The organism is Myxococcus sp. NMCA1 (genome assembly GCF_026810205.1).
Classification (GTDB): domain Bacteria; phylum Myxococcota; class Myxococcia; order Myxococcales; family Myxococcaceae; genus Myxococcus; species Myxococcus xanthus_A.
Genome location: NZ_CP113950.1, coordinates 3,604,092 through 3,623,945, shown reverse-complemented (window position 1 = coordinate 3,623,945; position 19,854 = coordinate 3,604,092). Strand labels below are relative to the sequence as shown.

The window sequence follows — 19,854 nt, the reverse complement described above, 5'->3', positions numbered from 1 at the left end:
CGCCTCCCTGACAAGGGAGACGGCCCATGGCTTCACCCGATGCGCGGGATGCGTCAGGCCGTGGCGGCCTTCGGCTCCGGCGTCATGTAGTCCTCGATGGGCGGGCACGAGCAGACCAGCTTCCGGTCACCGAGCACGCTGTTGAGCCGGCCCACGGAGGGCCAGAACTTGTTGTCGCGGACCCACGGCGTGGGGAACACGGCCTGCTCGCGCGAGTAGGGACGGTTCCACTCCGGCGCGGCGACGACACGCGCGGTGTGAGGGGCGTGCTTGAGGACGTTGTTGTCCTTGGGCATGCGGCCCTCCTCGATGTCCCGAATCTCCTGACGGATGGCGATCATCGCGTCGCAGAAACGGTCCAACTCCGCCTTGGACTCGCTCTCCGTCGGCTCAATCATGAGCGTGCCCGCCACCGGGAAGGACACGGTGGGCGCGTGAAAGCCGTAGTCCATGAGCCGCTTGGCCACGTCCTCCACCTCCACGCCCGCCGTCTTCTTGAGCGGGCGCAGGTCGACGATGCACTCGTGCGCCACCTTGCCCCGCTTGCCCCGGTACAGCACCGGGTAGTGGGCGTTGAGCCGCTCGGCGATGTAGTTGGCGTTGAGGATGGCCAGCTTGGTGGCCTGGGTGAGGCCCTCGCCGCCCATCATCGCGATGTACATCCAGGAGATGAGCAGGATGCTCGCGCTGCCCCACGGCGCCGCGGAGATGGCGCCAATGGCCTCCGAGCCGCCCGTCTGGATGACGGGGTGCCCCGGCAGGAACTTCACCAGGTGGCTGGCCACGCAGATGGGGCCCATGCCCGGGCCGCCGCCGCCGTGCGGGATACAGAACGTCTTGTGCAGGTTGATGTGGCACACGTCCGCGCCAATCAACCCGGGCGCCGTGAGGCCCACCTGCGCGTTGAGGTTGGCGCCGTCCATGTACACCTGGCCGCCGCGCTCGTGGACGATGGCGCAGATTTCGCGAATCTCCTCCTCGAACACGCCGTGGGTGGACGGGTACGTCACCATCAGCGCGGCGAGCGCGTCCTTGTGCGCATCCGCCTTGGCGCGCAGATCGTCCAGGTCGATGTTGCCGTTCTCATCGCACTTGGTGACGACGACCTTGTAGCCGGCCATCACCGCCGAGGCCGGGTTGGTGCCGTGTGCGGAGGACGGAATCAGGCACACGTCCCGGTGCCCCTGGCCGCGGCTCTGGTGGTACGCGCGGATGACGAGCAGGCCCGCGTACTCACCCTGGCTGCCAGCGTTGGGCTGGAGCGAGCAACCCGCGAAGCCCGTCACCTGCGTCAGCATCTGCTCCAGCTGCTCGAAGATGACCTTGTAGCCGGCCGCCTGCGAGGTGGGCGCGAACGGGTGCAGCCGCCCGAACTGGGGCCACGTCACCGGAATCATCTCCGCGGTGGCGTTGAGCTTCATGGTGCAGCTGCCCAGCGGAATCATCGAGTGCGTGAGGGACAGGTCCTTCGCCTCGAGCCGCCGGATGTAGCGCAGCATCTCCGTCTCGGAGTGGTAGCTGTTGAAGACGGGGTGCGTGAGGTACGCGCTCGAGCGGCGCAGCCCCTGCGACACGGAGCTCTCCACGCCGTCTCCCACCAGGTCCGCCAGCACCGGCGCGGAGGACTTGCCGGTGCCGGTGGCGAAGGCCGCCAGGATGTCCTCCACGTCCGCGGGCCGCGTCGTCTCGTCCAGGGACACGCCCAGCGTCTTCTCGTCGATGCGGCGGAAGTTCATCCGCGCCGCCTCGGCGGCCCCCAGCACCGCGCGCACGTGCGGCGCCGTCAGCTCCACGCGCAGCGTGTCGAAGTACTGGTCGTGCTTCAGCTTGAGGCCCAGCTTCGCCAGGCCGCGCGCCAGCAGCACCGTGAGCCCGTGCACGCGCTCGGCGATGGCCTTCAGCCCGGAGGGGCCGTGGTAGACGGCGTACATGCTGGCGATGACGGCCAGCAGCACCTGCGCGGTGCAGATGTTGCTCGTCGCCTTCTCGCGGCGGATGTGCTGCTCGCGCGTCTGGAGCGCCATGCGCAGCGCGCGGCGGCCCTGCGCGTCCTCGGACACGCCGATGATGCGCCCGGGCATGACGCGGGTGTACGCGTTCTTCGTGGCGAAGTAGCCCGCGTGCGGACCGCCGTAGCCCATGGGCACGCCGAAGCGCTGGGCGCTGCCCACCGCCACGTCCGCGCCGAACTCCCCCGGCGGCGTCAGCAGCGTGAGGCTGAGCAGGTCCGCGGCCACCACGAACAGGCCGCCCGCGGCGTGCACCTGCTCGCCGAAGGCCCGGTAGTCATGCACCGCGCCGTCGGTGGCCGGGTACTGCACCAGCGCGCCCACGAACTTCTTCGAGCCCAGGTCCACCGTGCGGTGGTCTCCCACCACCACCTCCACGCCCAGCGGCTGGGCGCGGGTGCGCACCACGTCCACCGTCTGCGGGTGGCAGCCGTCAGAGACGAAGAAGGCCGCGCCGGACTCCTCGCCCTTGAGGTGCACGGCCAGGGCCATGGCCTCGGCGGCGGCGGTGCCTTCATCCAGCAGCGAGGCGTTGGCTACCTCCAGACCCGTCAGGTCCATGACCAGTGTCTGGAAGTTGAGCAGCGCCTCCAGGCGGCCCTGCGCAATCTCCGCCTGGTAGGGCGTGTACTGGGTGTACCAGCCCGGATTCTGGAAGACGTTGCGGAGGATGACGTTCGGCGTGTGTGTGTCGTGATAGCCCATGCCGATGAAGGACCGGAACACCTGGTTCTTCGCGGCGATGGACTCCAAGGCCGCCAGCAGCTCGTGCTCGCCGCGCGCGGTCGCGAGCTTCAGCGGCTCCTTGGCGCGGATGGCGGGCGGAACTGCCTGGTCGATGAAGGCATCGAGCGAGTCCACGCCCAGCGCGGACAGCAGCTGCTTCAGCTCGGTGTCATCCGGACCATTGTGACGGCCGGCAAACGGCTCCTGATACTTCCAGTTCAAGGACATGGCTTTGTGGCTCGCGGGCGAGTCGTGCGTCGAGAAGTCGAGGACCGTCCCTAACAACCAGTCCCCGTCCCTTCACTCTCAGCTGTTCTGGAGCAGGGCGGTGTACGCGGCGGCGTCCAGGAGTCCGTCCACCTGCTTGGGGTCCGAGGGCTCGATTTCCACAATCCAGCCCGCACCATAGGGGTCGGTGTTCACGGTGGAGGGGTTGTCCGACAGCCCGTCGTTCACCTTCACCACCTTGCCCGTCAGCGGCGAGTACAGCTCCGACACCGCCTTGGTGGACTCGATGACGCCGAACTGCTTGCCCTCCGTCACCGTGGCGCCCACCTTGGGCAGCTCCACGTAGACCACGTCGCCCAGGGACTCCTGCGCGTGCTGCGTGACGCCCACCACCACCGAGGTGCCTTGGACGCGGGCCCACTCGTGCTCACGGGTGTACTTCAGGTCGCCGGGGATGTTGTCGGCCATGTCGTTGCTCCTGGTTGGAACGGGAATGCTTCAGGGCTTCTTGTGGAACGGGGTCTTCACCACCACGGCGGGCACCGCGCGGCCGCGGATGTCCACGTCGAAGGTGGAGCCCTCCGCGGACAGCTCGGTGGGCACGTAGCCGATGCCAATGGCCTTCTTCACGGTGGGGCCCATGGTGCCGCTGGTCACCTCCCCCACCGGCGCGCCGTCCTTGAGGATGGCGTAGCCGTGGCGCGGAATGCCGCTGCCGGTCAGCTCGAAGCCCACCAGCTTGCGCTTCACGCCCGCGGCCTTCTGCGCCACCAGCGCTTCCTTGCCGATGAAGGCCGCCTTGTCGAGCTTGACGATCCACCCCAGCCCGGCCTCCAGCGCGGTGTGCTGGTCGTCGATGTCGTTGCCGTAGAGCGCGTACTTCATCTCCGTCCGAAGGCTGTCACGGGCGCCCAGGCCACACGGCTTCACGCCGTCCTGCTGGCCTTCGGTGAGGAGCGCGTCCCACAGCGCCACCGCGTCCCCGGCCGCGCTGTACAGCTCGAAGCCGTCCTCGCCGGTGTAGCCAGTGCGGGAGATGAGGCACTTCACCCCGGCGACCTCGCCCTCTGCGAAGCGGTAGGTGCCAATCTTCGACAGGTCCGTCTTCGTCAGGCGCTGGACCAGGCCGGTGGCCTTGGGGCCCTGCACGGCAATCTGCGCGTAGTCGTCGCTCCGGTCCACGGGTGCCACACCCTTGGCGTGCGTCTTCATCCACGCGACGTCCTTCTCGCGGTTGCTGGAGTTGACGCAGATGAGGATGCGCTCGGGGCTGAAGCGGTAGGCGACCACGTCGTCCACGAAGGTGCCCCGCTCGTCGAGCAAGCCCGCATACACCGCCTGCCCGTCCGCGATGCGGGCCAGGTCGTTGGAGATGAGCGCGTTGACCGTGTCCAGGGCGCCGGGGCCGGAGAACTCCACCTCGCCCATGTGGGAGACGTCGAACAGGCCAACGCCGGTGCGCACGGCTTCATGCTCGCCGATGACGGAGCTGTACTGGACGGGCATGTCCCAACCAGCGAAGTCGACCATCCGGGCCCCCAGCTTGCGGTGAGCCTCGTTGAGGGGCGTTTGCCGGGCCATCTTCATTCTCCTGGAGGGGTGTGGAAAACGGCGCGGACTATAGCCGCGAGACTTGCCCGATCAAGGACGACGCGGAGCGTCTACACTGGAGGCGACATGAAGATTCGTAATCGGTTGAATCCTTCCGACCCGTGCTTCTCCTTCGAGTTCTTCCCGCCCCGGACGGACGAGGGCGAGGCCAACCTGCTCAAGGCGCTGGAAGACCTGGCGACCCTGCAGCCGGGTTTCGTCTCCGTGACGGAAGGCGCGGGAGGCAGCACCCGGGCGAAGACGGTGGAGCTGGTGCTGCGCATCAAGCAGGAGACGGGCATCGAGGCGATGGCGCACCTGACATGCGGGGGCCACTCCCCGGCGGAGCTGCGCACCGTGCTGGAGCGGCTGTCGGCCGCGAAGGTGGACAACATCCTGGTGCTGCGCGGAGACCCGCCCAAGGGCCAGACAGTCTTCGAGCCCGCGCCCGGGGGTTTCCGCTACGCGTCGGAGATGGCGCGATTCATCCGAGAAGAGGATTTCAACTTCTGCCTCGGGGGAGCATGCTATCCGGAGGGCCACGTGGAGACGCCCTCCCGTGACGACGACCTGCGTCATCTCAAGGCCAAGGTGGATGCCGGCCTGGACTTCGTGGTGACGCAGCTCTTCTTCGACAACGCGTTCTACTTCGACTTCGTGGAGCGGGCGCGCCGCGCGGGCATCAACGTCCCCATCGTCCCCGGCATCATGCCCATCACCAACTACGAGCAGATCCAACGATTCACGCGCCTGTGCGGAGCCACCGTGCCCATGCGCCTGGCGTTGCAGCTCGAGCGGGTGAAGGACAACCCGGAGGCCATGGCCCAGCTCGGCGTGGCGCATGCGACGGTGCAGTGCATGGAGCTGCTGTCGCGCGGCGTGCCTGGCATCCACTTCTACACGCTCAACAAGTCCCCGGCGACGCGGATGATCGTGAGCGCACTGCGAGCCCGTTCATGAGTGGTCCTGGAATCCACCTGCCCCCGAGCGATCCGCGTAACAAGGTCCTCAACATCATCCGTCCGCCCGCCTTCTTCCTGCTGTGCGTGGGCGTGCTGAACGTCATCTACAACATCGCGGGCTTCGTGCTGGCCGCGCTGAAGGTGACCTCTCCCTTCGTGCCCGCGGGCGCGGAGGCGTCCACGCTGGAGCTGTCGCCCACGCTGGCGCTGATGCTGCTCGTGGGCATCCTCTGTGGGGTGCTGTCCGCCTGGGGCGCCATCAGTGCGCTCAACCTGAAGGGCTACGGCCTGGCCACGGTGGGCGGCATCACCGCGCTCTACATCCTGTCTCCCGGCTGCGTCATTGGCGTCCCGGTGGCCGTGTGGATGCTCTTCACCCTGCGCCGCGACGGCGTGCGTGAAGCCTTCCAGGCCTGAGCGTTCAAAACGCGGCGGTTGGAGCGTCGACCAACCGCCGTGAATTGATGTTCAGGCCACACCGCCCGCGGCCACGCCTCCTGGCGTCTGGAGCCCAGCGCTCCCTCTGACGCGGCCCCCACTCTGTTCACCAATGGCGCTCCCCCTGCCCCGGGGTTGCAGCCGTGCGGGCTTTCACCCTTTCTCGGTTTCCCTCACTTTCGTAGCCACACAAGGGAGGCGCGCACGTCGAGCGCCGCCTCCCAGCGCAGGGGTGGCCATGATTGCGTTTGAGGTCGAGCGGGGAACGCCTGAACCTTTGACGGAGCTGGCTCGGCGGCTGAGCCGCGCGGAGGAGAAGGACCGGGCCCGGGGCATGTTCTTCCTGGGGGCGCTGGACGTGGTGCGGAAGGAGGCGGGGGAAGCCGCCGCGGCGCGGTGCCTGGCGGCCTCGCGCGAGCGCGCCTTCGTGCCCTTCTTCCTGTACCCCATCAGCAGCTTCCTGCGGCTGTCCTTCAGCGCCGCGGGGCTGCTGGCGCCGCGGCTGGGCGGCTTCGAGGCGGCCATGCGGACCATTGGCGCCCGGTCCGCCCAGGACTTCCTGAGCACCGTGGTGGGGCGCAGCTTCCTGGCCTTGTCCGGTGGCTGCCCGCGCCGACTCGTCAGCAACCTGCCGTCCGGCTACGGCACCGCCGTCAGCTACGGCGAGCGGGACGTGGAGTGGCTGGGCGAGCGCCAGGGCCGCATCAACATGTTCCGCGACTTCATGCCGCACAGCTACCACGAGGGCGTGCTGCGCGCGGCGCTGGCCGCCATTGGCGCCCGCAACACGCACATCCTCGGGCGTGCCACGGGCCTGCTGGACGGCGAGTACGAGGTGTCCTGGAGCTAGAGGGCGACTTCGGCGGCGGGGCAACCCGCCGGGAGGCAGAGGGTGAAGACGCTGCCCTCCCCTTCCCGGCTCTCCACGCGCAGGGTGCCGCCGTGCTGCCGCACCGTACTGGCCACCACCGACAGGCCCAGGCCAGTGCCCGCGGGCTTCGTCGTGAAGAGCGGCTCGAAGATGCGCTCCTGCATCGCCTCCGGAATGCCCATGCCGTTGTCGGACACGCGGATGATGAAGGCACGCCCACCGCCGCCCTCCGCGAACACGTCCACCCGGCCCAGACGGCCCTCGGGCATGGCCTCCACCGCGTTCTGCACCAGGTTGATGAGCACCTTGCGCAGCAGCTCGCGGTCAACCCAGGGCGACTCCAGCGAGAGCGGGACGCTGTTCTGGATGCGCACGCCTTCGCGGCCCGGCACCACGTCCAGGACCTCCTCCATCAACGCGTGCAGTGAGCAGGGCCGCAGCTCCAGCGGACGCTCGCGGGCGAAGTCCAGCAGCTCGGAGGAGATGCGCGAGCACACCGCCAGTTCGCGCTCGATGATTTCCAGGAAGCGCTGGAGCCGCTGGTCCGCCAGCGTCACGTCCAGCTTGCGCAGGTGACGGACGACGACGGCGTTGGCGGTGCGGGCCGCGGCCAGCGGGTTGCGCAGCTCGTGGCTCACCGTCGCCGTCATCCGCCCCACCGCCGCCAGCTTCTCCACCCGCGCGGCCTGCTCGCGGTAGGAGCTCATCTCCCGGCGCGCGCGTGCCAGCGCATGCTCATGGTCCACGCGCTCGTTCGCGTACGCGCCCTCCAGCAACACCTGTTGCACCGCCACGCGCCGCATCTCCCCCAGCGTCTCGCGGCACGCAATCACCAACACCCCGTTGACGAACACCATCCAGAAGGCGTGCTCCAGGAAGCGCCACCACGCGGGGTTCGACACGCCGAAGATGGACTCCGGCCACCAGATGCCGCGCAGGCAGTGCTCCAGCACCGCCGTGACGGTGGCGGTCGCCATCACCGCCGGGTCCCGGTAGAAGGCCAGGAAGGCCAGCGAGCCGAACACATAGAAGTGCGTTTCGATGCGGCCGCCCGTCAGGTGGATGAAGAGCGCGGCCCAGAGCATCTGCGCTACCGCCACCACGTGCCGCGTGACAACGTCCCCGGCCCGCAGCCGCACCAGCACCAGCGGGAAGGCGGACAGCAGGCCCCCCAGCACCACCGCCACGTGCAGATGGGGATGCACCACCCGCGACGTCCCCTGCCAGGCGAAGGGCGACAGCACCGCCGCCACCGCGATGGCGACCAGCCACTGCCCCACCATCAGCACGGCGAAGCGAGAGTCCACCCGCCGTCGCACGGCCTCCAGGTGCTCGCCGAGCAGTGCTTCCACCCGCACCTCCAGCGCGTCGACCCCACGTGTGAGCCCCATGTTGCCGGAAGTCTCCGTTGACACGGTACCCTCCGTCCGCACGTTCTCCCCGCGTGTATGGCCGAATCGCCCCCGAAGCACAGGCGCGCCCACATCCTGGTCAATCATTGCGTGACTCACCCCGGCCATTCCGGCCCCCCCGGATGAGTCGCCATCCTAACCCCTTACATACCCCTGGCAATCCAAACTTGTCGGAATAAGCAGACTGTTCCAGCAAAAACATGCAACTTGCCCTCGGGGCTCGTTGATGACGGTGTGAAACACACCGTCACCCGCTCGTTCCATCGACAGGGATTGAACAAGCGTTGAACAACCGTGGCATGTGTCAGGGGGTGGGCATGGTGACCATCATCAGCTGCTCCAGAGGGGCCAGCGACACGCTCACAGGCTGACACTGGGACGCCCTCCTCCACCCGCACGAAAGGCGGAACGGCCCTCCACGGGGTGCTCGGCTCCGAGCTGCAGGATGGTGATGGGCAGGCCTTCCAAAACGAAGCGCCCCTCCGCGTCGCTGCTCACCTGCTGCAGGCCGTGCGCCAGCTCCGCCGCCGAGCCCACCACCACCGCGCAGCCGCGCAGTTGCTGCGACACGGTGACGGTGGCCCGCACTGGCGCCCCGGCCGCGCTCGCCACTCGGCCGGTGAGCCGGCGTCCGCGCGAGAGGGCCACCGCGCCCAGGTTCGTGTCCTGGTCCTCCGCCACCTTCAGCGCGGGCAGTGACTTCGTGAGGAAACCGGGGCCGGAGACGAACACGGTGTACTCGCCCGCAGGGATGCCGTTGACCTGGAAGCGGCCATCGCCGCCGCCAAACGACGTGCCGGAGCCGCCTCGCAGCGTGACGGTGAAGGCGGCTGGCACCGCGCCGTCATCCAGGCGCACCTGGCCGGACAGGCTGCCGCCCCGGCGCATTCGCACGACCACTTCGAAGCCGCCCGTCTCCGCGCGGACCGGCGTTCCCATTCACGACACCCGCTGGTGCAGGGGGATGCCGGGCGCCAGGGCTCGCAGGTTGTATGTCCCGTGGACCAGGCCTCGGACCTCGAACCGTCCGTCCGCCTGGGTCCGCGACGGTGACGTGCTTGCCGCGCAGCGTGCCCTCCACGCGGCCGCGCACCAGCGCGCTGGCAGGCTCGGCCACGATGACGGCTTCGCCCACGGGTTCGCCGCTGGCGAACTCCACACGCCCACGCACCACGCCCGTTGCATCCAGCACCAGCTCCACCGCCGAGCCCGCGCCGTCCTGAGAGAAGTCGACGTAGCGGGTGGACGACGACGCGGCATCATGGACGGCCGCCACCGCGACCCGCCGACGGCGCAGGTCCTCCATCTGGAAGGCCCCCCGCGCATCCACCGAGGTCTGGGCACCGGGGCACCGCGCGCGTCCACCACCGTGCCCGACACCGCGGCGCCGGCGCGCAGCTCCACGGAGAGCTGCTGCGGCACCGCCGATGCGGCGCCGACCTGCACCACTTTCCAGACGGGCTCGAAGCCCTCGGCCGTCACCCGCAGCGTGTGCCGGCCGCAAGGAAGCGCCTTCACGAGCGCACGGCTGGAGGCATCCTTCGATAAACCGCAGTCAACCGCCCCCCGGGAAAATCAGCCTTGGTTGCATTTTGCGGCGCCGGGGCAAACTCAACTCACGGCGCACTTGAGCAGCTTCTGTAACACAGGATGTAACAAAACGCCCCCGCGCAACGACTCACGCCAACGCGCGGGGATGCCATTCACGCCGTGGATGAGCCCGGCGATACCTCCCGCCACCGCCGCGGTGGTGTCGGTATCCCGGCCCAGGCGCACCGCGGCCTTCACCACCTGCTCGTAGGTGTCGTGCTCGGCCACGCACTGGCGCGCGGAGCGGAGGCAATCCACCACGTAGCCCGTGCCCGTGCCTCGAATCTCCTCCCAGCCCGGCGGAAGGACCTGCGTGTCCAGTTCGGTGCGAGCCTCGAAGCCTTCGGGATACAGATTGCGGAACGTCTCCACCGCGTCCATCCATGCATCCGAAGCACGCGCGCCCTGGAGGATGCGGCGGGCCCACAAGCAATACAGCGCACAGCACACCTGGGAGCGCATGTGTCCATGCGTGACACGCGACTGTGTCATCGCGTCCGAGGCGAGCTTCGCGTCATTGCCTGAATGCCAGAGCGCCAATGGCAGCACGCGCATCAACGAGCCATTGCCGTTGTCTCGTTCGCCCTTGGGGCCGGCCATCAGCGCGGGCGTCCCGGCGTGGACCGAGGCCAGGGCCGTGCGTGTCTGGATGCCCACGTCGAACACCTGGCCGTCCACCGCGAGGTAGCCCCACTCCAGCCAGTTCACCAGGCGGCGGCCCAGGTCTTCCGGGTCCAATCGCCCATGGAAGAGCAACGAGTCCAGCAGGCACAGCGCATGCGCGCCATCGTCGGACCAGGTCCCCGGCGGAACCCCGTCATGCGCGCGCTGGAAGCCCTCGGGCGGCTGGAAGTCGATGTCCTCGGGCGGTGGAATCCGCGCGGGTGCGTGGAACTCGTAGGGCACGCCCAAGGCATCCCCCACCAGCAATCCGTAGATTCCCCCGGCGATCTGTTCCTCGCGACTCGGCATGGTGTTGCCTCCCCCACGGTGAGGCGAAACACGCTAGGACAACGCCCGAGCGCACGTACAGCGGACGCACGCCGCTGAAGGCTGGGGCCATGGCTGTCGCAACAAAATTGCGCCTTCAGGCCCCGCCATGCAGGCTTCCACGCGAACCGGGCCATGCCGAGCCCCCACGTCCAGGAGCCCCCATGTCCGCCGTATCGCCCCTTGCCCAACCCGAGGCCTGGAACCTGGTGGCGCCGGAGTACGTGCGCGAGCTGATGCCCACCTTCGAGACGTTCTCCAGGGATGCCCTGCTCCGGGCCGGCGTGGCTCAAGGGATGCGTCTCGTGGACGTCGCCACGGGGCCGGGCACGCTCGCGCTGCTCGCCGCGCGCGACGGCGCCCGCGTCACGGCGGTGGATTTCTCCCCGGAGATGATCGCCGCCCTGCGCGCTCGGACCGCGGAGGCGAAGCTCGACATCGACATCCTGGAGGGTGACGGCATGGCGCTGCCCTTCGAGGCAAACGCGTTCGACGCCGCCTTCTCCATGTTCGGCCTGATGTTCTTCCCGGACCGGGCACGTGGCTTCCAGGAGCTTCGCCGGGTGCTGAAGCCGGGCGGCCGGGCCGTCGTGTCCAGTTGGACGCCCTTCGAACGATCGAAGGAGCTGCGCGCTGTGTACACGCGCCTCTGGGAGCAGATGGGCGCGAAGCCGTCACAACCGGGCGCCATCCCCCTGTCCGACCCCGGCACCTGTCAGCGGGAGATGTCCAGCGCGGGCTTCACCGATGTCACGGTGCACGAAGTGGAAGGCTCCATCGACTACCCGTCCACGGCGGCCATGGTGGATGCCACCACCCGCTCCAGCGCGCCCGTCGTGCTGGCACGCAGGGCGCTGGGCGCGCAGTGGGAGCCGCTGCTCTGGTCCATGCACGAGTACGCGCAGGCGGAGCTGGGACCGGGGCCCCAGCGCGTCACCCTCACGGCCTACCTGACCACAGGCACCAGGCCGTAGCGGACGGCCGCGTCGAGCGTGTTGCGCATCAGCATGGCGATGGTCATGGGCCCCACGCCACCGGGCACGGGGGTGATGAACGACGCGCGCTCGGCGGCGGCCGCGAACTCCACGTCGCCCACGAGCTTGCCGTCCGGCTTGCGATTCATCCCCACGTCAATCACCACCGCGCCGGGATTGATCCACGCGCCCTTCACCAGTTCGGCCACACCCACCGCCACCACCAGGATGTCCGCGCCCTCCACTTCACGGCGCAGGTCGCTCTTGCTGTGGCAGAGGGTCACCGTGGCGTTCTTCTGGAGCAGCATCAGCGCCATGGGCTTGCCCACGATGTTGCTGCGCCCCACCACCACCGCCCGCTTGCCCGCGGGGTCGCAGCCAATCTCCTCCAGCAGCCGCATCACCCCATAGGGCGTGCACGCCCGGGTGGTGGACCGGCCCAGCAGCAGGTTGCCGGCGTTGAGCGGGTGGAAGCCGTCCACGTCCTTCTCCGGCTTCACGGCGGAGATGATGACGTCCGGGTCGATGTGCTTGGGCAACGGCAGCTGTACCAGGATGCCGTGCACCGCCGGGTCCGCGTTGAGCTGGTGGATGACCTCCAGCAGCGCCTCCTGGGTGATGCCCTCGTCCGGGTGGAGCTCCCAGGAGCGGAAGCCCACCTCCTCCGCGGCCTTCTTCTTCCCATTGACGTAGACCTTGGAGGCGGGGTCCTCCCCCACGCGCACCACGGCCAGCCCCGGCGTCAGGCCATGCTCGAGCTTGAGCCGGTCGACCTCCGCCTTGACCTCCGCGCGCACGCGCGCCGCAACTGCCTTGCCATCAATCAACTGGGCGTTCACCCGTGCCACTCTATGCGAAACTCCCCCGCCGGAAAGGGAGCGGAACCTCGGCCATGGGCGCAGGAACAGTTCTGGGAGCAATGCTGGGGTTGATGGCGGGGCTGCTCGTGGGCAGCCCCTGGGCCATTGTCCTGCTGCTCATCGCGGGCGGCTTCGCGGGGCGATACTACGACGCCCAGAACGCCCTACCGCCCGAAGACCCGGAGGCGCTGTCCGACTTCTCCCACGCCCCCTACGCTTCCGCCCATGACGCCACCTCGGAGGCGGCGCTCGTGCCTCGCCAGGAGGAGCCCTACGAGCAGTTCGCCAGCGACCTGTGCGCCGTGTTCGTCGAGGTGGCCCACGCGGATGGCGAGGTCCGTCGCGACGAGGTGCGCGTGGTGCGGCGCTACTTCCAGACGACCCTGGGCTACGGACCCGAAGCCCTGGAGGTCGTCCGGAGCCACCTCAAGGTCTTCCTGGCCCACCCGCCCGACCTGGACGCGGCCGTCAGCGCCTGCCATGCCCAGCTCCCCTCGGCCGAGCGGCACCGGCTGCTGGACACGCTCTACGAGCTGGCGCTGGCCGACGGAGGAATGCAGCGCTCCGAACGGGAGGTCCTGCGCCGCGTCGCCGAGGGCCTGGGCATCTCCGAGGCGGACGAGCAGGCCATCATCGCCCTGCACCTGGGCGCCGGGGATGAACACTACGCCGCGCTGGGCCTGACGCCGGACGCCACCGACGTCGAGGTGAAGCGCGCCTTCCGGCAGCTCGCCGCGGAGCACCACCCCGACAAATCCGCCCACCTCGGCCGTCAGGCCGCCGAGCAGGCCGCCCGTCGCTTCCAGCAGGTCCGCGACGCCTACGAAGAGATTCGGCGCCTGCGCGGGCTGTAGCGCCGGATTACATCCCTCACAGTCGCCCACGACGAGGACGCACTTTCCGCCATGAGTCAGCAGCGCAACGGCCCCAAGAAGAAGGAAGCGGCTTTCAGCAACAACCCCTTCAAGTCCGCCATCCAGGTAATGAAGGACCAGGAGAAGAAGGAGGCGCAGGAGAAGGCCGCGGCGGAGGTCGCGAAGCGCAAGGTCGCGGCGCCCCCGCCCCGGGCCACGAAGGCGCCCAAGGTCCGCGAGGAGGACGATGCCTCCCTCTTCTTCTCCGCCATGGACGGCGTGCAGCAGCTCACCCACCGGGGCGAAGCGCCCGCGCCCAACCCGCGCCTGCCGGAAATCATCGATGACAACGCGGAGGCGCTCGCGCAGCTCTCCGAGCTGGTCGCCGGCCAGGGCGACTTCGACTTCACCGGCACGGATGAGTTCATCGAAGGCGCGGGCCCCGGCATCGACCGGAACCTGCTGCGCGCGCTGCGCCGGGGCGACTTCGCCATCCAGGGACAGCTGGACCTGCACGGGAAGACGCAGAACGAGGCGCGCGACGCGCTGGAGCGGTTCCTGGGTGACAGTCGCCGCGCGAAGAAGCGCTGCGTGCTCGTCGTGCACGGTCGCGGTTTGAACTCCAAGGACCAGATTCCCGTGCTGAAGGAGCGGCTCAAGGGATGGCTGTCCGAGAAGCGGATTGGCCGGATGGTGCTGGCGTTCGCTTCCGCACGGCCTCAGGACGGAGGCACCGGCGCGGTGTACGTGTTGCTCCGGCGGTAGTCTTTACGCGCGCCCGGCACTGTGCATACATGCCGCCATGGCACGCGATCTGATCGACCTGCATATCCACGTGGGTGGCGCTGTGGCGCCCCACATCCTCTGGTCCATCGCCCACCAGCAGGGCTTCAAGCTCCCGGTGAAGAACTACTTCGACTTCGTGGAGCTCATCACCTCCCGTCCGGGCAAGGTGGGAAGCCTGGACGACTACCTGAAAATCCTCCACACCTGGACGGAGAAGATCCAGTCGTCCCCCAGCGCGATCGAGCGCTCCGTCTACGAGGTCATCGGCAAGGAGTACCGCGGCAGCCGCGTGACGCAGATGGAGCTGCGCTTCAACCCGATGAAGCGCAACCTGAACTCCGAGCTGGACCTGGACCACATCATCCACGCCGCCCTGCGCGGCATGGACCGCGCGGTGCTGGAGTACGGCGTGAAGATGGGCCTCATCTTCTGCCTGGCCCGCGAGTTCGACCACCGGCTCAACAGCATCATCGTGGACAAGGCCATCAAGTACCGCACGCGCGGCGTGTACGGCATCGACCTGGCCGGCACGGAGACGAACGCCATGGAGCTGAAGCCGGAGGTCGTCACCCAGTACGAGGAGCTCTTCTCGCGCGCCCGCCGCGCCGGGCTCAAGTGCACGGTGCACACCGGTGAGACGCGCGGCACGGGCGCCGAGGGCGTCATGGCCGTGGTGGAGAAGCTCCAGCCGCACCGCATCGGCCACGGCATCCGCGCCGCCTACGACGAGCACGCGATGAAGGTGCTGCGCGAGCGCGACATCGTCCTGGAGCTGTGCCCTACGTCCAACCTGCACACCAAGGCCGTGGAGGGCGTGGAGGAGCTGCGCCACATCGTCCGCACCTTCTGGGACCGCAAGGTGAAGTTCACCATCAACACCGACGGCCCCTACCTGCTGGAGACGGACATGCGGCGGGAGATCGACATCATCGAGCAGAACGGCATCCTCACGCCCGAGCAGGTGGATCAGACGCTCGCCTGGGCCCGTGAGGCCTCGTTCATTCCCGCGTGAGCCACGCCATGTACGGACTCACCCGCTCGCTCCTCTTCCAGCTCTCCGCGGAGCGCGCGCACCGGCTCGGCATGGCGGGGCTCCATTACCTGGGCCGCTCACGGGACTTGTGCGAGTCCCTGCGCGAGAAGGCCCTGGAGGGCGCCCCGCCCGGCCTGGCCGTCGAGGTGGCCGGCCTGCGCTTCGCCCACCCCGTGGCGCTGGCCGCCGGCCTGGACAAGGACGCGGAGGCCGTGGACGGCCTCTTCGCCTGCGGCTTCTCCGCGGTGGAGATTGGCACCCTCACGCCCCGGCCCCAGCCCGGCAACCCCAGCCCTCGCCTGTTCCGCCTGCCGGAGCACCGCGCGGTCATCAACCGCATGGGCTTCAACAACCACGGCGCCGACCGGGCCGCCGCGCGGCTGCGCATGCAGACGTGGCGCCCGGGGCCGCTGGGCGTGAACATCGGCAAGAACAAGGACACGCCGCTGGAGCAGGCGGTGGATGACTACGTGGCCTGCGTGGACGCGCTGGCGCCCCTGGGTGACTACGTGGTGGTCAACGCCTCGTCCCCCAACACGCCGGGCCTGCGCAAGCTCCAGGAGCCCGAACAGTTGGGACAGCTTTTGGGCGCGGTGCAGGAGCGCCTGGCCACCGTGGCCCCGGGCAAGCCGCTGTTCCTCAAGATTGCCCCGGATTTGTCCCCCGAGGCCGTGGACGAGGTGGTGGATGTCGCGCGGGCGCAGAAGCTCGCCGGCCTCATCGCCACCAACACCACCGTGGCCCGGCCCTTCGAGCATCCCCTGGCGAAGGAAGCGGGCGGCCTGTCCGGCGCGCCCGTTCGCGAGCCCGCCAACGCCGTCATCCGCCGTGCCTGGCTGCGCAGCGGGGGCGCGCTGCCCATCATCGGCGTGGGTGGCGTCTTCACCGCCCAGGACGTCTACGAGAAGCTGCGCGCGGGCGCGTCGGTGGTGCAGGTGTACACGGGCTTCATCTACGAGGGGCCGGGCATGGTGGGACACATCCTCCCCGCCCTGGCCACCCTGCTCGCCCACGACGGCTATAAGCAGGTCCGCGACGTCATCGGCGCCGAGCACCGGAAGCCCGGCGCCCTCAACTAACGCATCGCATCAATTCGCGGACAAAAAATGAGCGCTCGCCGGCGCCTTGGAGTTTCACCGGCGAGCGCCCCGGGCCCAGTGCTTGACGGGCCTCGAAAGCTATTGCTGCACGGTGAGCGAGCCGCCGACCGTGCTGACATCCACCGCATGGGTGCCCGAGCCATACGTCTGCTCGCGGCCGCCCAACCTCGCGGGACTGTCGTTGAAACGACCACCGACAGTATTGAATTCCAACCTCACATCCGCCTGGGCCGGCAGCTTCAGCCGGACATCCCCACCCACCGAGGACACAGAAGTAGTCACGACCTTCCGCGGTGCCAATGCCACGGTGCCGTTCACCGTGCTGACATCCAACCGCTCCTCTGAACCGTTCACCTCCACACTGCCGTTGACCGTCGCCAGCGTCTGCCGCCCCGTCACGCCCGCCACCGTCACCGGACCGCCCACCGTCGCCAAATCCAAACGCGCCCGCCGTGGCACCTTCGCCGTGAACCTCACCGCGGGCCCGCTCCGACGGCAGGACCGCGTTTCTTGTTCACACGGACCGCAACAAACCCGCGCCCGGATGACGCCCTTTTCTTGGACGACTTCCACGTCCACTTCGTTCCGGGAATTCTCCGCGCCTTCCCAAACAACCGTGATTACCACGTCATTCCCGTCTACCGCATCTACGCGCACCGCGCCATCAACATTGCCGATGTGAACTTCAGGCGTACCGTCCGTGTTGAACGTCCACGTCTGGGTGGACGGCGCGGCGGCGAGGATGAGCAGCAAGGGCAGGACCATGTGCGGGCTCCGGAAGGTGTGGGATGCACCCTTCCCTACGCCCCAGCCCCGCCCTCATTGCGCCCGGTGGAGACGCAGTATCCACACCGCTCTGACATGCCTCAGGCGTCCGCGCCCCGGGCAATCCGCTGGTACAGCGCGTCATGGCGCCGGACCATCTTCTCCAGGGAGAGCTCGCGCGCCACGAAGTCCCGCGCCGCATGCCCCATGCTTCTCGCCTTCTCGGGATTCGCGAGAAGCTGACGGAAGGCCTGGGCCAGCTGAGCGGGACGCTCGGGGTCCACCACGAGGCCGCGTTCGCCATCGCGAACCAGGTCGGTGTTTCCACCCACGCGCGTCACCACCATGGGCAGCCCCGCGGCCATGCCCTCCATCACCGCGTTGGACATGCCCTCCGCGGTGGAGCAGAGGACGCCGAAGGTCGCCCGGGCGTAGATGGCGGGCACGTCCGTGCGGTGCCGCAGGAAGTGCACGGTATCGGACACGCCCAGCTCACCGGCCAGCTTCTCCAGGCCCGGCCGGCGCGGACCATCTCCCACCAGGAAGGCGTGCAGCGTGATGCCGGCATGGCGCAGCTGCGCCACCGCGAGCAGCAGGTCCTCCTGCCGCTTCACCGGATGATTCATGTTGGCCACGTGGACCACCACCGGCGCGTCCCCCGTGTCGGGGAGCGGGCCGCGCAGCCCTTCGCGCCTGCGGGACTCGAAGCGCGGCAAGTCCAAGCCGTTGTGGATGACGGACACACGAGAGGCCGGCAGGCCCTCCTCGGTAATGAGCTGGTGGCGGATGGCCTCCGCGTTGCCAATCACATGGTCCGAAATGCGGCACAGCTGAGACTGCACCGCGCGCCGCGCCCGCCCCTGCCAGTGCGCCAGGTCCAACCGGCCCACGATGACCTTCGAGCCCGCGAGCTTCGCCGCCGGCACGGCCACCATCGTGGAGTAGAAGTCATGCACGTGCACCAGCTCCACGCGGTTCGCCTTGAGCCAGCGCGCCATGCGGTACACCTGATACGCCGTGTTCGGCTGCACCACGGAGCCCTTGAGCGGGAAGGCCGCGGGCGCGTGACCCAGCTTCCACACCGCGCCAATCAGCGGCCCCGAATCATCCAGCACGGACACCTGCAACCGGTAGCTGGCCGGCAGTCCCCGCAGCAGCTCCAGCACCTGCACCTCGGTCCCTCCAATGTGGAAAGACCGGGTGAACTGAACCAGGCGGAGGGGCTCCTGCCCCATCCGCGCCTCCTCACGCCGCATGTCCGGACCCCTCCCACGTCGCCACCACCGGCTCGCTCGGAGCCGGAACCCGTTGCATGTCCGCCGCCTCGGACGCGCGCGCCACCCGGTGCGCCGCCGCCGCCAGGCCGAAGAGCACGTAGCAGTGCGCGGACAGGATGTAGCCGGAGAACAAGTCACACACGAGGTAGCCCACCACTGACGCGGACAAGGCTCGCGCCAGCCACCCCACTTCCTTGTCCCGCGACGCCTCGAAGGCGCCGCCCGCGGCACCACCCGCGAACACCATGAAGAACAGCAAGCCCACCCAGCCCAGCTCGCCAATGACGTCCAGGAAGATGTTGTGGGCCACGTACGCCCGGCGCGCCTCGGGAGGCGCGTACATGGGCCACGCATAGCGGAAGCTGCCCGCGCCCACGCCCAGCAGCGGCTTGTCCAGGCTGATGCGGCTGGCCACCTGCCACGCGTAGACGCGGCCCATGGCGGACGCGTCCTCATGGAACTCAGCCACCGTCTCGTTGCGCTGCCAGAAGCTCTGCGGCGCGAAGACGAGCAGGCCCATCACGAAGAGCGAGCCCACGACAATGGCCTGGATGCGGCGCTTCTCGCGGATGGCCCACAGCGCCATGGCCGCGGAAAGGCCGATGAAGCCGCCGCGCGAGTGCGAGACGACGATGGCCGCCACCGCCAGGATGGCCGCCGTCAGACACGCCAGGCGCCACAGCCAGCCGCTGCCCTTGCGCGCCACGAAGGCCACCGCCAGCGGCACCACCAGCGCCAGGTTCATGGCCATGTGGTTCGGGTCCGCGTAGACGCCCACCCAGCGCGCGCGGAAGCCTTCCACCAAGTCCTCACCCACCAGATACCAGTTGATGGCCCCAATGGACGTCACCACCGACGCCAGCACCAGGGCCCCGCACACCACCGCCAGCCGGCGGCCGGTGGTGATGACGTTGACGAAGGTGATGTAGATGGCCGTCAGTTTCAGCAGCTCGACGCCCGTGGTGGTCGTCACCTCCGGATTCACGGACCAGCCGACGGACGCCACCGCCAGCGTGGAGAAGGCGATCAGCGCCAGACCGCGCGAGCCGTCCACATACAGCGGCTCCGCCCGCCCCAGCCGGCGTATCACCATGAGTCCCGCCGCCAGCCCCGACGTCACCAACGCGAGGCGCAGCGGTGCGAGCGCCGGGATCCACTCCCCCGGCACCGCGTATATGACCGCCGCGAAAGCGGTCAGCGCATAGAAGGCCCACACGTCACGGCGCTGCCCCTGCTCTCCCAGCACCATTCACTCCACCTCCCGGCAGTTGCGTCGCGCACCAATACGCGTGCCTGGGCGAAAGCAGAGGACATGCCAGGGGCCCCGTTGGGCAAAGCCCTGAATCTTCTAGAACGGGACGGCCACGCCGGACGTGCGGGCCGCCCCGG

General features: G+C 68.9%; 19 protein-coding genes. 8 read left to right on the top strand and 11 right to left on the bottom strand.

The window, feature by feature from the left end:
- Positions 1-53 precede the first annotated feature (53 nt).
- From gcvP to gcvT, 3 genes are all read right to left on the bottom strand, one after another.
- A complete protein-coding gene (gene gcvP, locus OZ403_RS15510; RefSeq protein ID WP_140790743.1) occupies positions 54-2,963 on the bottom strand; it encodes an aminomethyl-transferring glycine dehydrogenase in 2,910 nt (969 codons plus the stop codon).
- 78 nt (positions 2,964-3,041) lie between these two features.
- Complete coding sequence (gcvH, locus tag OZ403_RS15505) at positions 3,042-3,431, bottom strand: glycine cleavage system protein GcvH (protein WP_140790741.1); 390 nt, start codon at positions 3,429-3,431, stop codon at positions 3,042-3,044.
- 30 nt (positions 3,432-3,461) lie between these two features.
- On the bottom strand, positions 3,462-4,544 hold the full coding sequence (gene gcvT, locus OZ403_RS15500; RefSeq protein ID WP_140790739.1) for a glycine cleavage system aminomethyltransferase GcvT: 1,083 nt from the start codon (positions 4,542-4,544) through the stop codon (positions 3,462-3,464).
- Positions 4,545-4,640: 96 nt separating this feature from the next.
- Between gcvT and metF the strand changes: the two genes are divergently transcribed.
- The 3 genes from metF (at position 4,641) to OZ403_RS15485 (ending at position 6,803) form a co-directional block, all read left to right on the top strand.
- The gene (gene metF, locus OZ403_RS15495; RefSeq protein WP_140790737.1) at positions 4,641-5,513 is read left to right on the top strand and encodes a methylenetetrahydrofolate reductase [NAD(P)H]; all 873 of its coding nucleotides are present in this window, start codon (positions 4,641-4,643) and stop codon (positions 5,511-5,513) included.
- Complete coding sequence (locus OZ403_RS15490; protein WP_140790735.1) at positions 5,510-5,932, top strand: hypothetical protein; 423 nt, start codon at positions 5,510-5,512, stop codon at positions 5,930-5,932. The genes metF and OZ403_RS15490 overlap by 4 nt, the downstream gene beginning before the upstream one ends.
- Positions 5,933-6,191: 259 nt before the next feature.
- On the top strand, positions 6,192-6,803 hold the full coding sequence (locus OZ403_RS15485; protein ID WP_140790733.1) for a DUF2378 family protein: 612 nt from the start codon (positions 6,192-6,194) through the stop codon (positions 6,801-6,803).
- On the opposite strand, the gene OZ403_RS15480 is transcribed toward OZ403_RS15485, so the two are convergent.
- From OZ403_RS15480 to OZ403_RS15465, 4 genes are all read right to left on the bottom strand, one after another.
- Entirely contained in the window at positions 6,800-8,323 is a 1,524-nt protein-coding gene (locus OZ403_RS15480) for a sensor histidine kinase (protein WP_140798213.1), read from the bottom strand. The two genes, OZ403_RS15485 and OZ403_RS15480, sit on opposite strands and share 4 nt — an antisense overlap.
- A 273-nt stretch (positions 8,324-8,596) precedes the next feature.
- Complete coding sequence (locus OZ403_RS15475; RefSeq protein ID WP_268784522.1) at positions 8,597-9,175, bottom strand: carboxypeptidase-like regulatory domain-containing protein; 579 nt, start codon at positions 9,173-9,175, stop codon at positions 8,597-8,599.
- Positions 9,176-9,754, bottom strand: a complete 579-nt coding sequence (locus OZ403_RS15470; RefSeq protein ID WP_268784521.1) for a carboxypeptidase-like regulatory domain-containing protein — start codon at positions 9,752-9,754, stop codon at positions 9,176-9,178.
- A 93-nt stretch (positions 9,755-9,847) separates the two neighbouring features.
- Entirely contained in the window at positions 9,848-10,798 is a 951-nt protein-coding gene (locus OZ403_RS15465; RefSeq protein WP_268784520.1) for an ADP-ribosylglycohydrolase family protein, read from the bottom strand.
- Between the two features lie 182 nt (positions 10,799-10,980).
- Between OZ403_RS15465 and OZ403_RS15460 the strand changes: the two genes are divergently transcribed.
- Positions 10,981-11,790: a class I SAM-dependent methyltransferase gene (locus OZ403_RS15460; protein WP_268784519.1), complete on the top strand. Its 810-nt coding sequence runs from the start codon at positions 10,981-10,983 to the stop codon at positions 11,788-11,790.
- Here OZ403_RS15460 and folD read toward each other — a convergent pair.
- On the bottom strand, positions 11,763-12,629 hold the full coding sequence (folD, locus tag OZ403_RS15455; RefSeq protein WP_268784874.1) for a bifunctional methylenetetrahydrofolate dehydrogenase/methenyltetrahydrofolate cyclohydrolase FolD: 867 nt from the start codon (positions 12,627-12,629) through the stop codon (positions 11,763-11,765). The genes OZ403_RS15460 and folD overlap by 28 nt on opposite strands.
- A gap of 53 nt (positions 12,630-12,682) precedes the next feature.
- On the opposite strand from folD, the gene OZ403_RS15450 reads away from it, so the two are divergent.
- Genes OZ403_RS15450 through OZ403_RS15435 form a run of 4 tightly spaced genes read left to right on the top strand, consistent with a single transcriptional unit; the run spans position 12,683 to position 16,402 of the window.
- Positions 12,683-13,504, top strand: coding sequence for a TerB family tellurite resistance protein (locus OZ403_RS15450; protein ID WP_140854350.1), 822 nt, complete (start codon positions 12,683-12,685; stop codon positions 13,502-13,504).
- A 51-nt stretch (positions 13,505-13,555) separates the two neighbouring features.
- The gene (locus OZ403_RS15445; protein ID WP_268784518.1) at positions 13,556-14,269 is read left to right on the top strand and encodes a Smr/MutS family protein; all 714 of its coding nucleotides are present in this window, start codon (positions 13,556-13,558) and stop codon (positions 14,267-14,269) included.
- 37 nt (positions 14,270-14,306) lie between these two features.
- A complete protein-coding gene (locus tag OZ403_RS15440) occupies positions 14,307-15,302 on the top strand; it encodes an adenosine deaminase (protein WP_140790716.1) in 996 nt (331 codons plus the stop codon).
- An 8-nt stretch (positions 15,303-15,310) separates the two neighbouring features.
- Entirely contained in the window at positions 15,311-16,402 is a 1,092-nt protein-coding gene (locus tag OZ403_RS15435; RefSeq protein WP_140874713.1) for a quinone-dependent dihydroorotate dehydrogenase, read from the top strand.
- A gap of 99 nt (positions 16,403-16,501) precedes the next feature.
- On the opposite strand, the gene OZ403_RS15430 is transcribed toward OZ403_RS15435, so the two are convergent.
- The 3 genes from OZ403_RS15430 to exoJ form a co-directional block, all read right to left on the bottom strand.
- Positions 16,502-17,176 (bottom strand): DUF4097 family beta strand repeat-containing protein, encoded by a 675-nt coding sequence (locus OZ403_RS15430; protein WP_268784517.1) that lies wholly within the window; start codon positions 17,174-17,176, stop codon positions 16,502-16,504.
- Between the two features lie 113 nt (positions 17,177-17,289).
- On the bottom strand, positions 17,290-18,444 hold the full coding sequence (exoK, locus tag OZ403_RS15425; protein ID WP_140790712.1) for a spore coat polysaccharide biosynthesis glycosyltransferase ExoK: 1,155 nt from the start codon (positions 18,442-18,444) through the stop codon (positions 17,290-17,292).
- On the bottom strand, positions 18,434-19,714 hold the full coding sequence (exoJ, locus tag OZ403_RS15420) for a spore coat polysaccharide polymerase ExoJ (protein WP_140790710.1): 1,281 nt from the start codon (positions 19,712-19,714) through the stop codon (positions 18,434-18,436). Before exoJ ends, exoK begins: the two co-directional genes overlap by 11 nt.
- Positions 19,715-19,854 lie beyond the last annotated feature (140 nt).

Bases quoted from the DNA above. Each gene is read 5' to 3' on its own strand.
- OZ403_RS15460 (WP_268784519.1), top strand. From the start codon at position 10,981: ATGTCCGCCGTATCGCCCCTTGCCCAACCCGAGGCCTGGAACCTGGTG.
- OZ403_RS15485 (WP_140790733.1), top strand. From the start codon at position 6,192: ATGATTGCGTTTGAGGTCGAGCGGGGAACGCCTGAACCTTTGACGGAG.
- exoK (WP_140790712.1), bottom strand. From the start codon at position 18,444: ATGCGGCGTGAGGAGGCGCGGATGGGGCAGGAGCCCCTCCGCCTGGTT.
- OZ403_RS15445 (WP_268784518.1), top strand. From the start codon at position 13,556: ATGAGTCAGCAGCGCAACGGCCCCAAGAAGAAGGAAGCGGCTTTCAGC.
- OZ403_RS15440 (WP_140790716.1), top strand. From the start codon at position 14,307: ATGGCACGCGATCTGATCGACCTGCATATCCACGTGGGTGGCGCTGTG.
- OZ403_RS15465 (WP_268784520.1), bottom strand. From the start codon at position 10,798: ATGCCGAGTCGCGAGGAACAGATCGCCGGGGGAATCTACGGATTGCTG.
- OZ403_RS15490 (WP_140790735.1), top strand. From the start codon at position 5,510: ATGAGTGGTCCTGGAATCCACCTGCCCCCGAGCGATCCGCGTAACAAG.
- OZ403_RS15435 (WP_140874713.1), top strand. From the start codon at position 15,311: ATGTACGGACTCACCCGCTCGCTCCTCTTCCAGCTCTCCGCGGAGCGC.
- OZ403_RS15475 (WP_268784522.1), bottom strand. From the start codon at position 9,175: ATGGGAACGCCGGTCCGCGCGGAGACGGGCGGCTTCGAAGTGGTCGTG.
- gcvH (WP_140790741.1), bottom strand. From the start codon at position 3,431: ATGGCCGACAACATCCCCGGCGACCTGAAGTACACCCGTGAGCACGAG.
- gcvP (WP_140790743.1), bottom strand. From the start codon at position 2,963: ATGTCCTTGAACTGGAAGTATCAGGAGCCGTTTGCCGGCCGTCACAAT.
- metF (WP_140790737.1), top strand. From the start codon at position 4,641: ATGAAGATTCGTAATCGGTTGAATCCTTCCGACCCGTGCTTCTCCTTC.
- OZ403_RS15480 (WP_140798213.1), bottom strand. From the start codon at position 8,323: ATGATTGACCAGGATGTGGGCGCGCCTGTGCTTCGGGGGCGATTCGGC.
- gcvT (WP_140790739.1), bottom strand. From the start codon at position 4,544: ATGGCCCGGCAAACGCCCCTCAACGAGGCTCACCGCAAGCTGGGGGCC.
- exoJ (WP_140790710.1), bottom strand. From the start codon at position 19,714: ATGGTGCTGGGAGAGCAGGGGCAGCGCCGTGACGTGTGGGCCTTCTAT.
- OZ403_RS15450 (WP_140854350.1), top strand. From the start codon at position 12,683: ATGGGCGCAGGAACAGTTCTGGGAGCAATGCTGGGGTTGATGGCGGGG.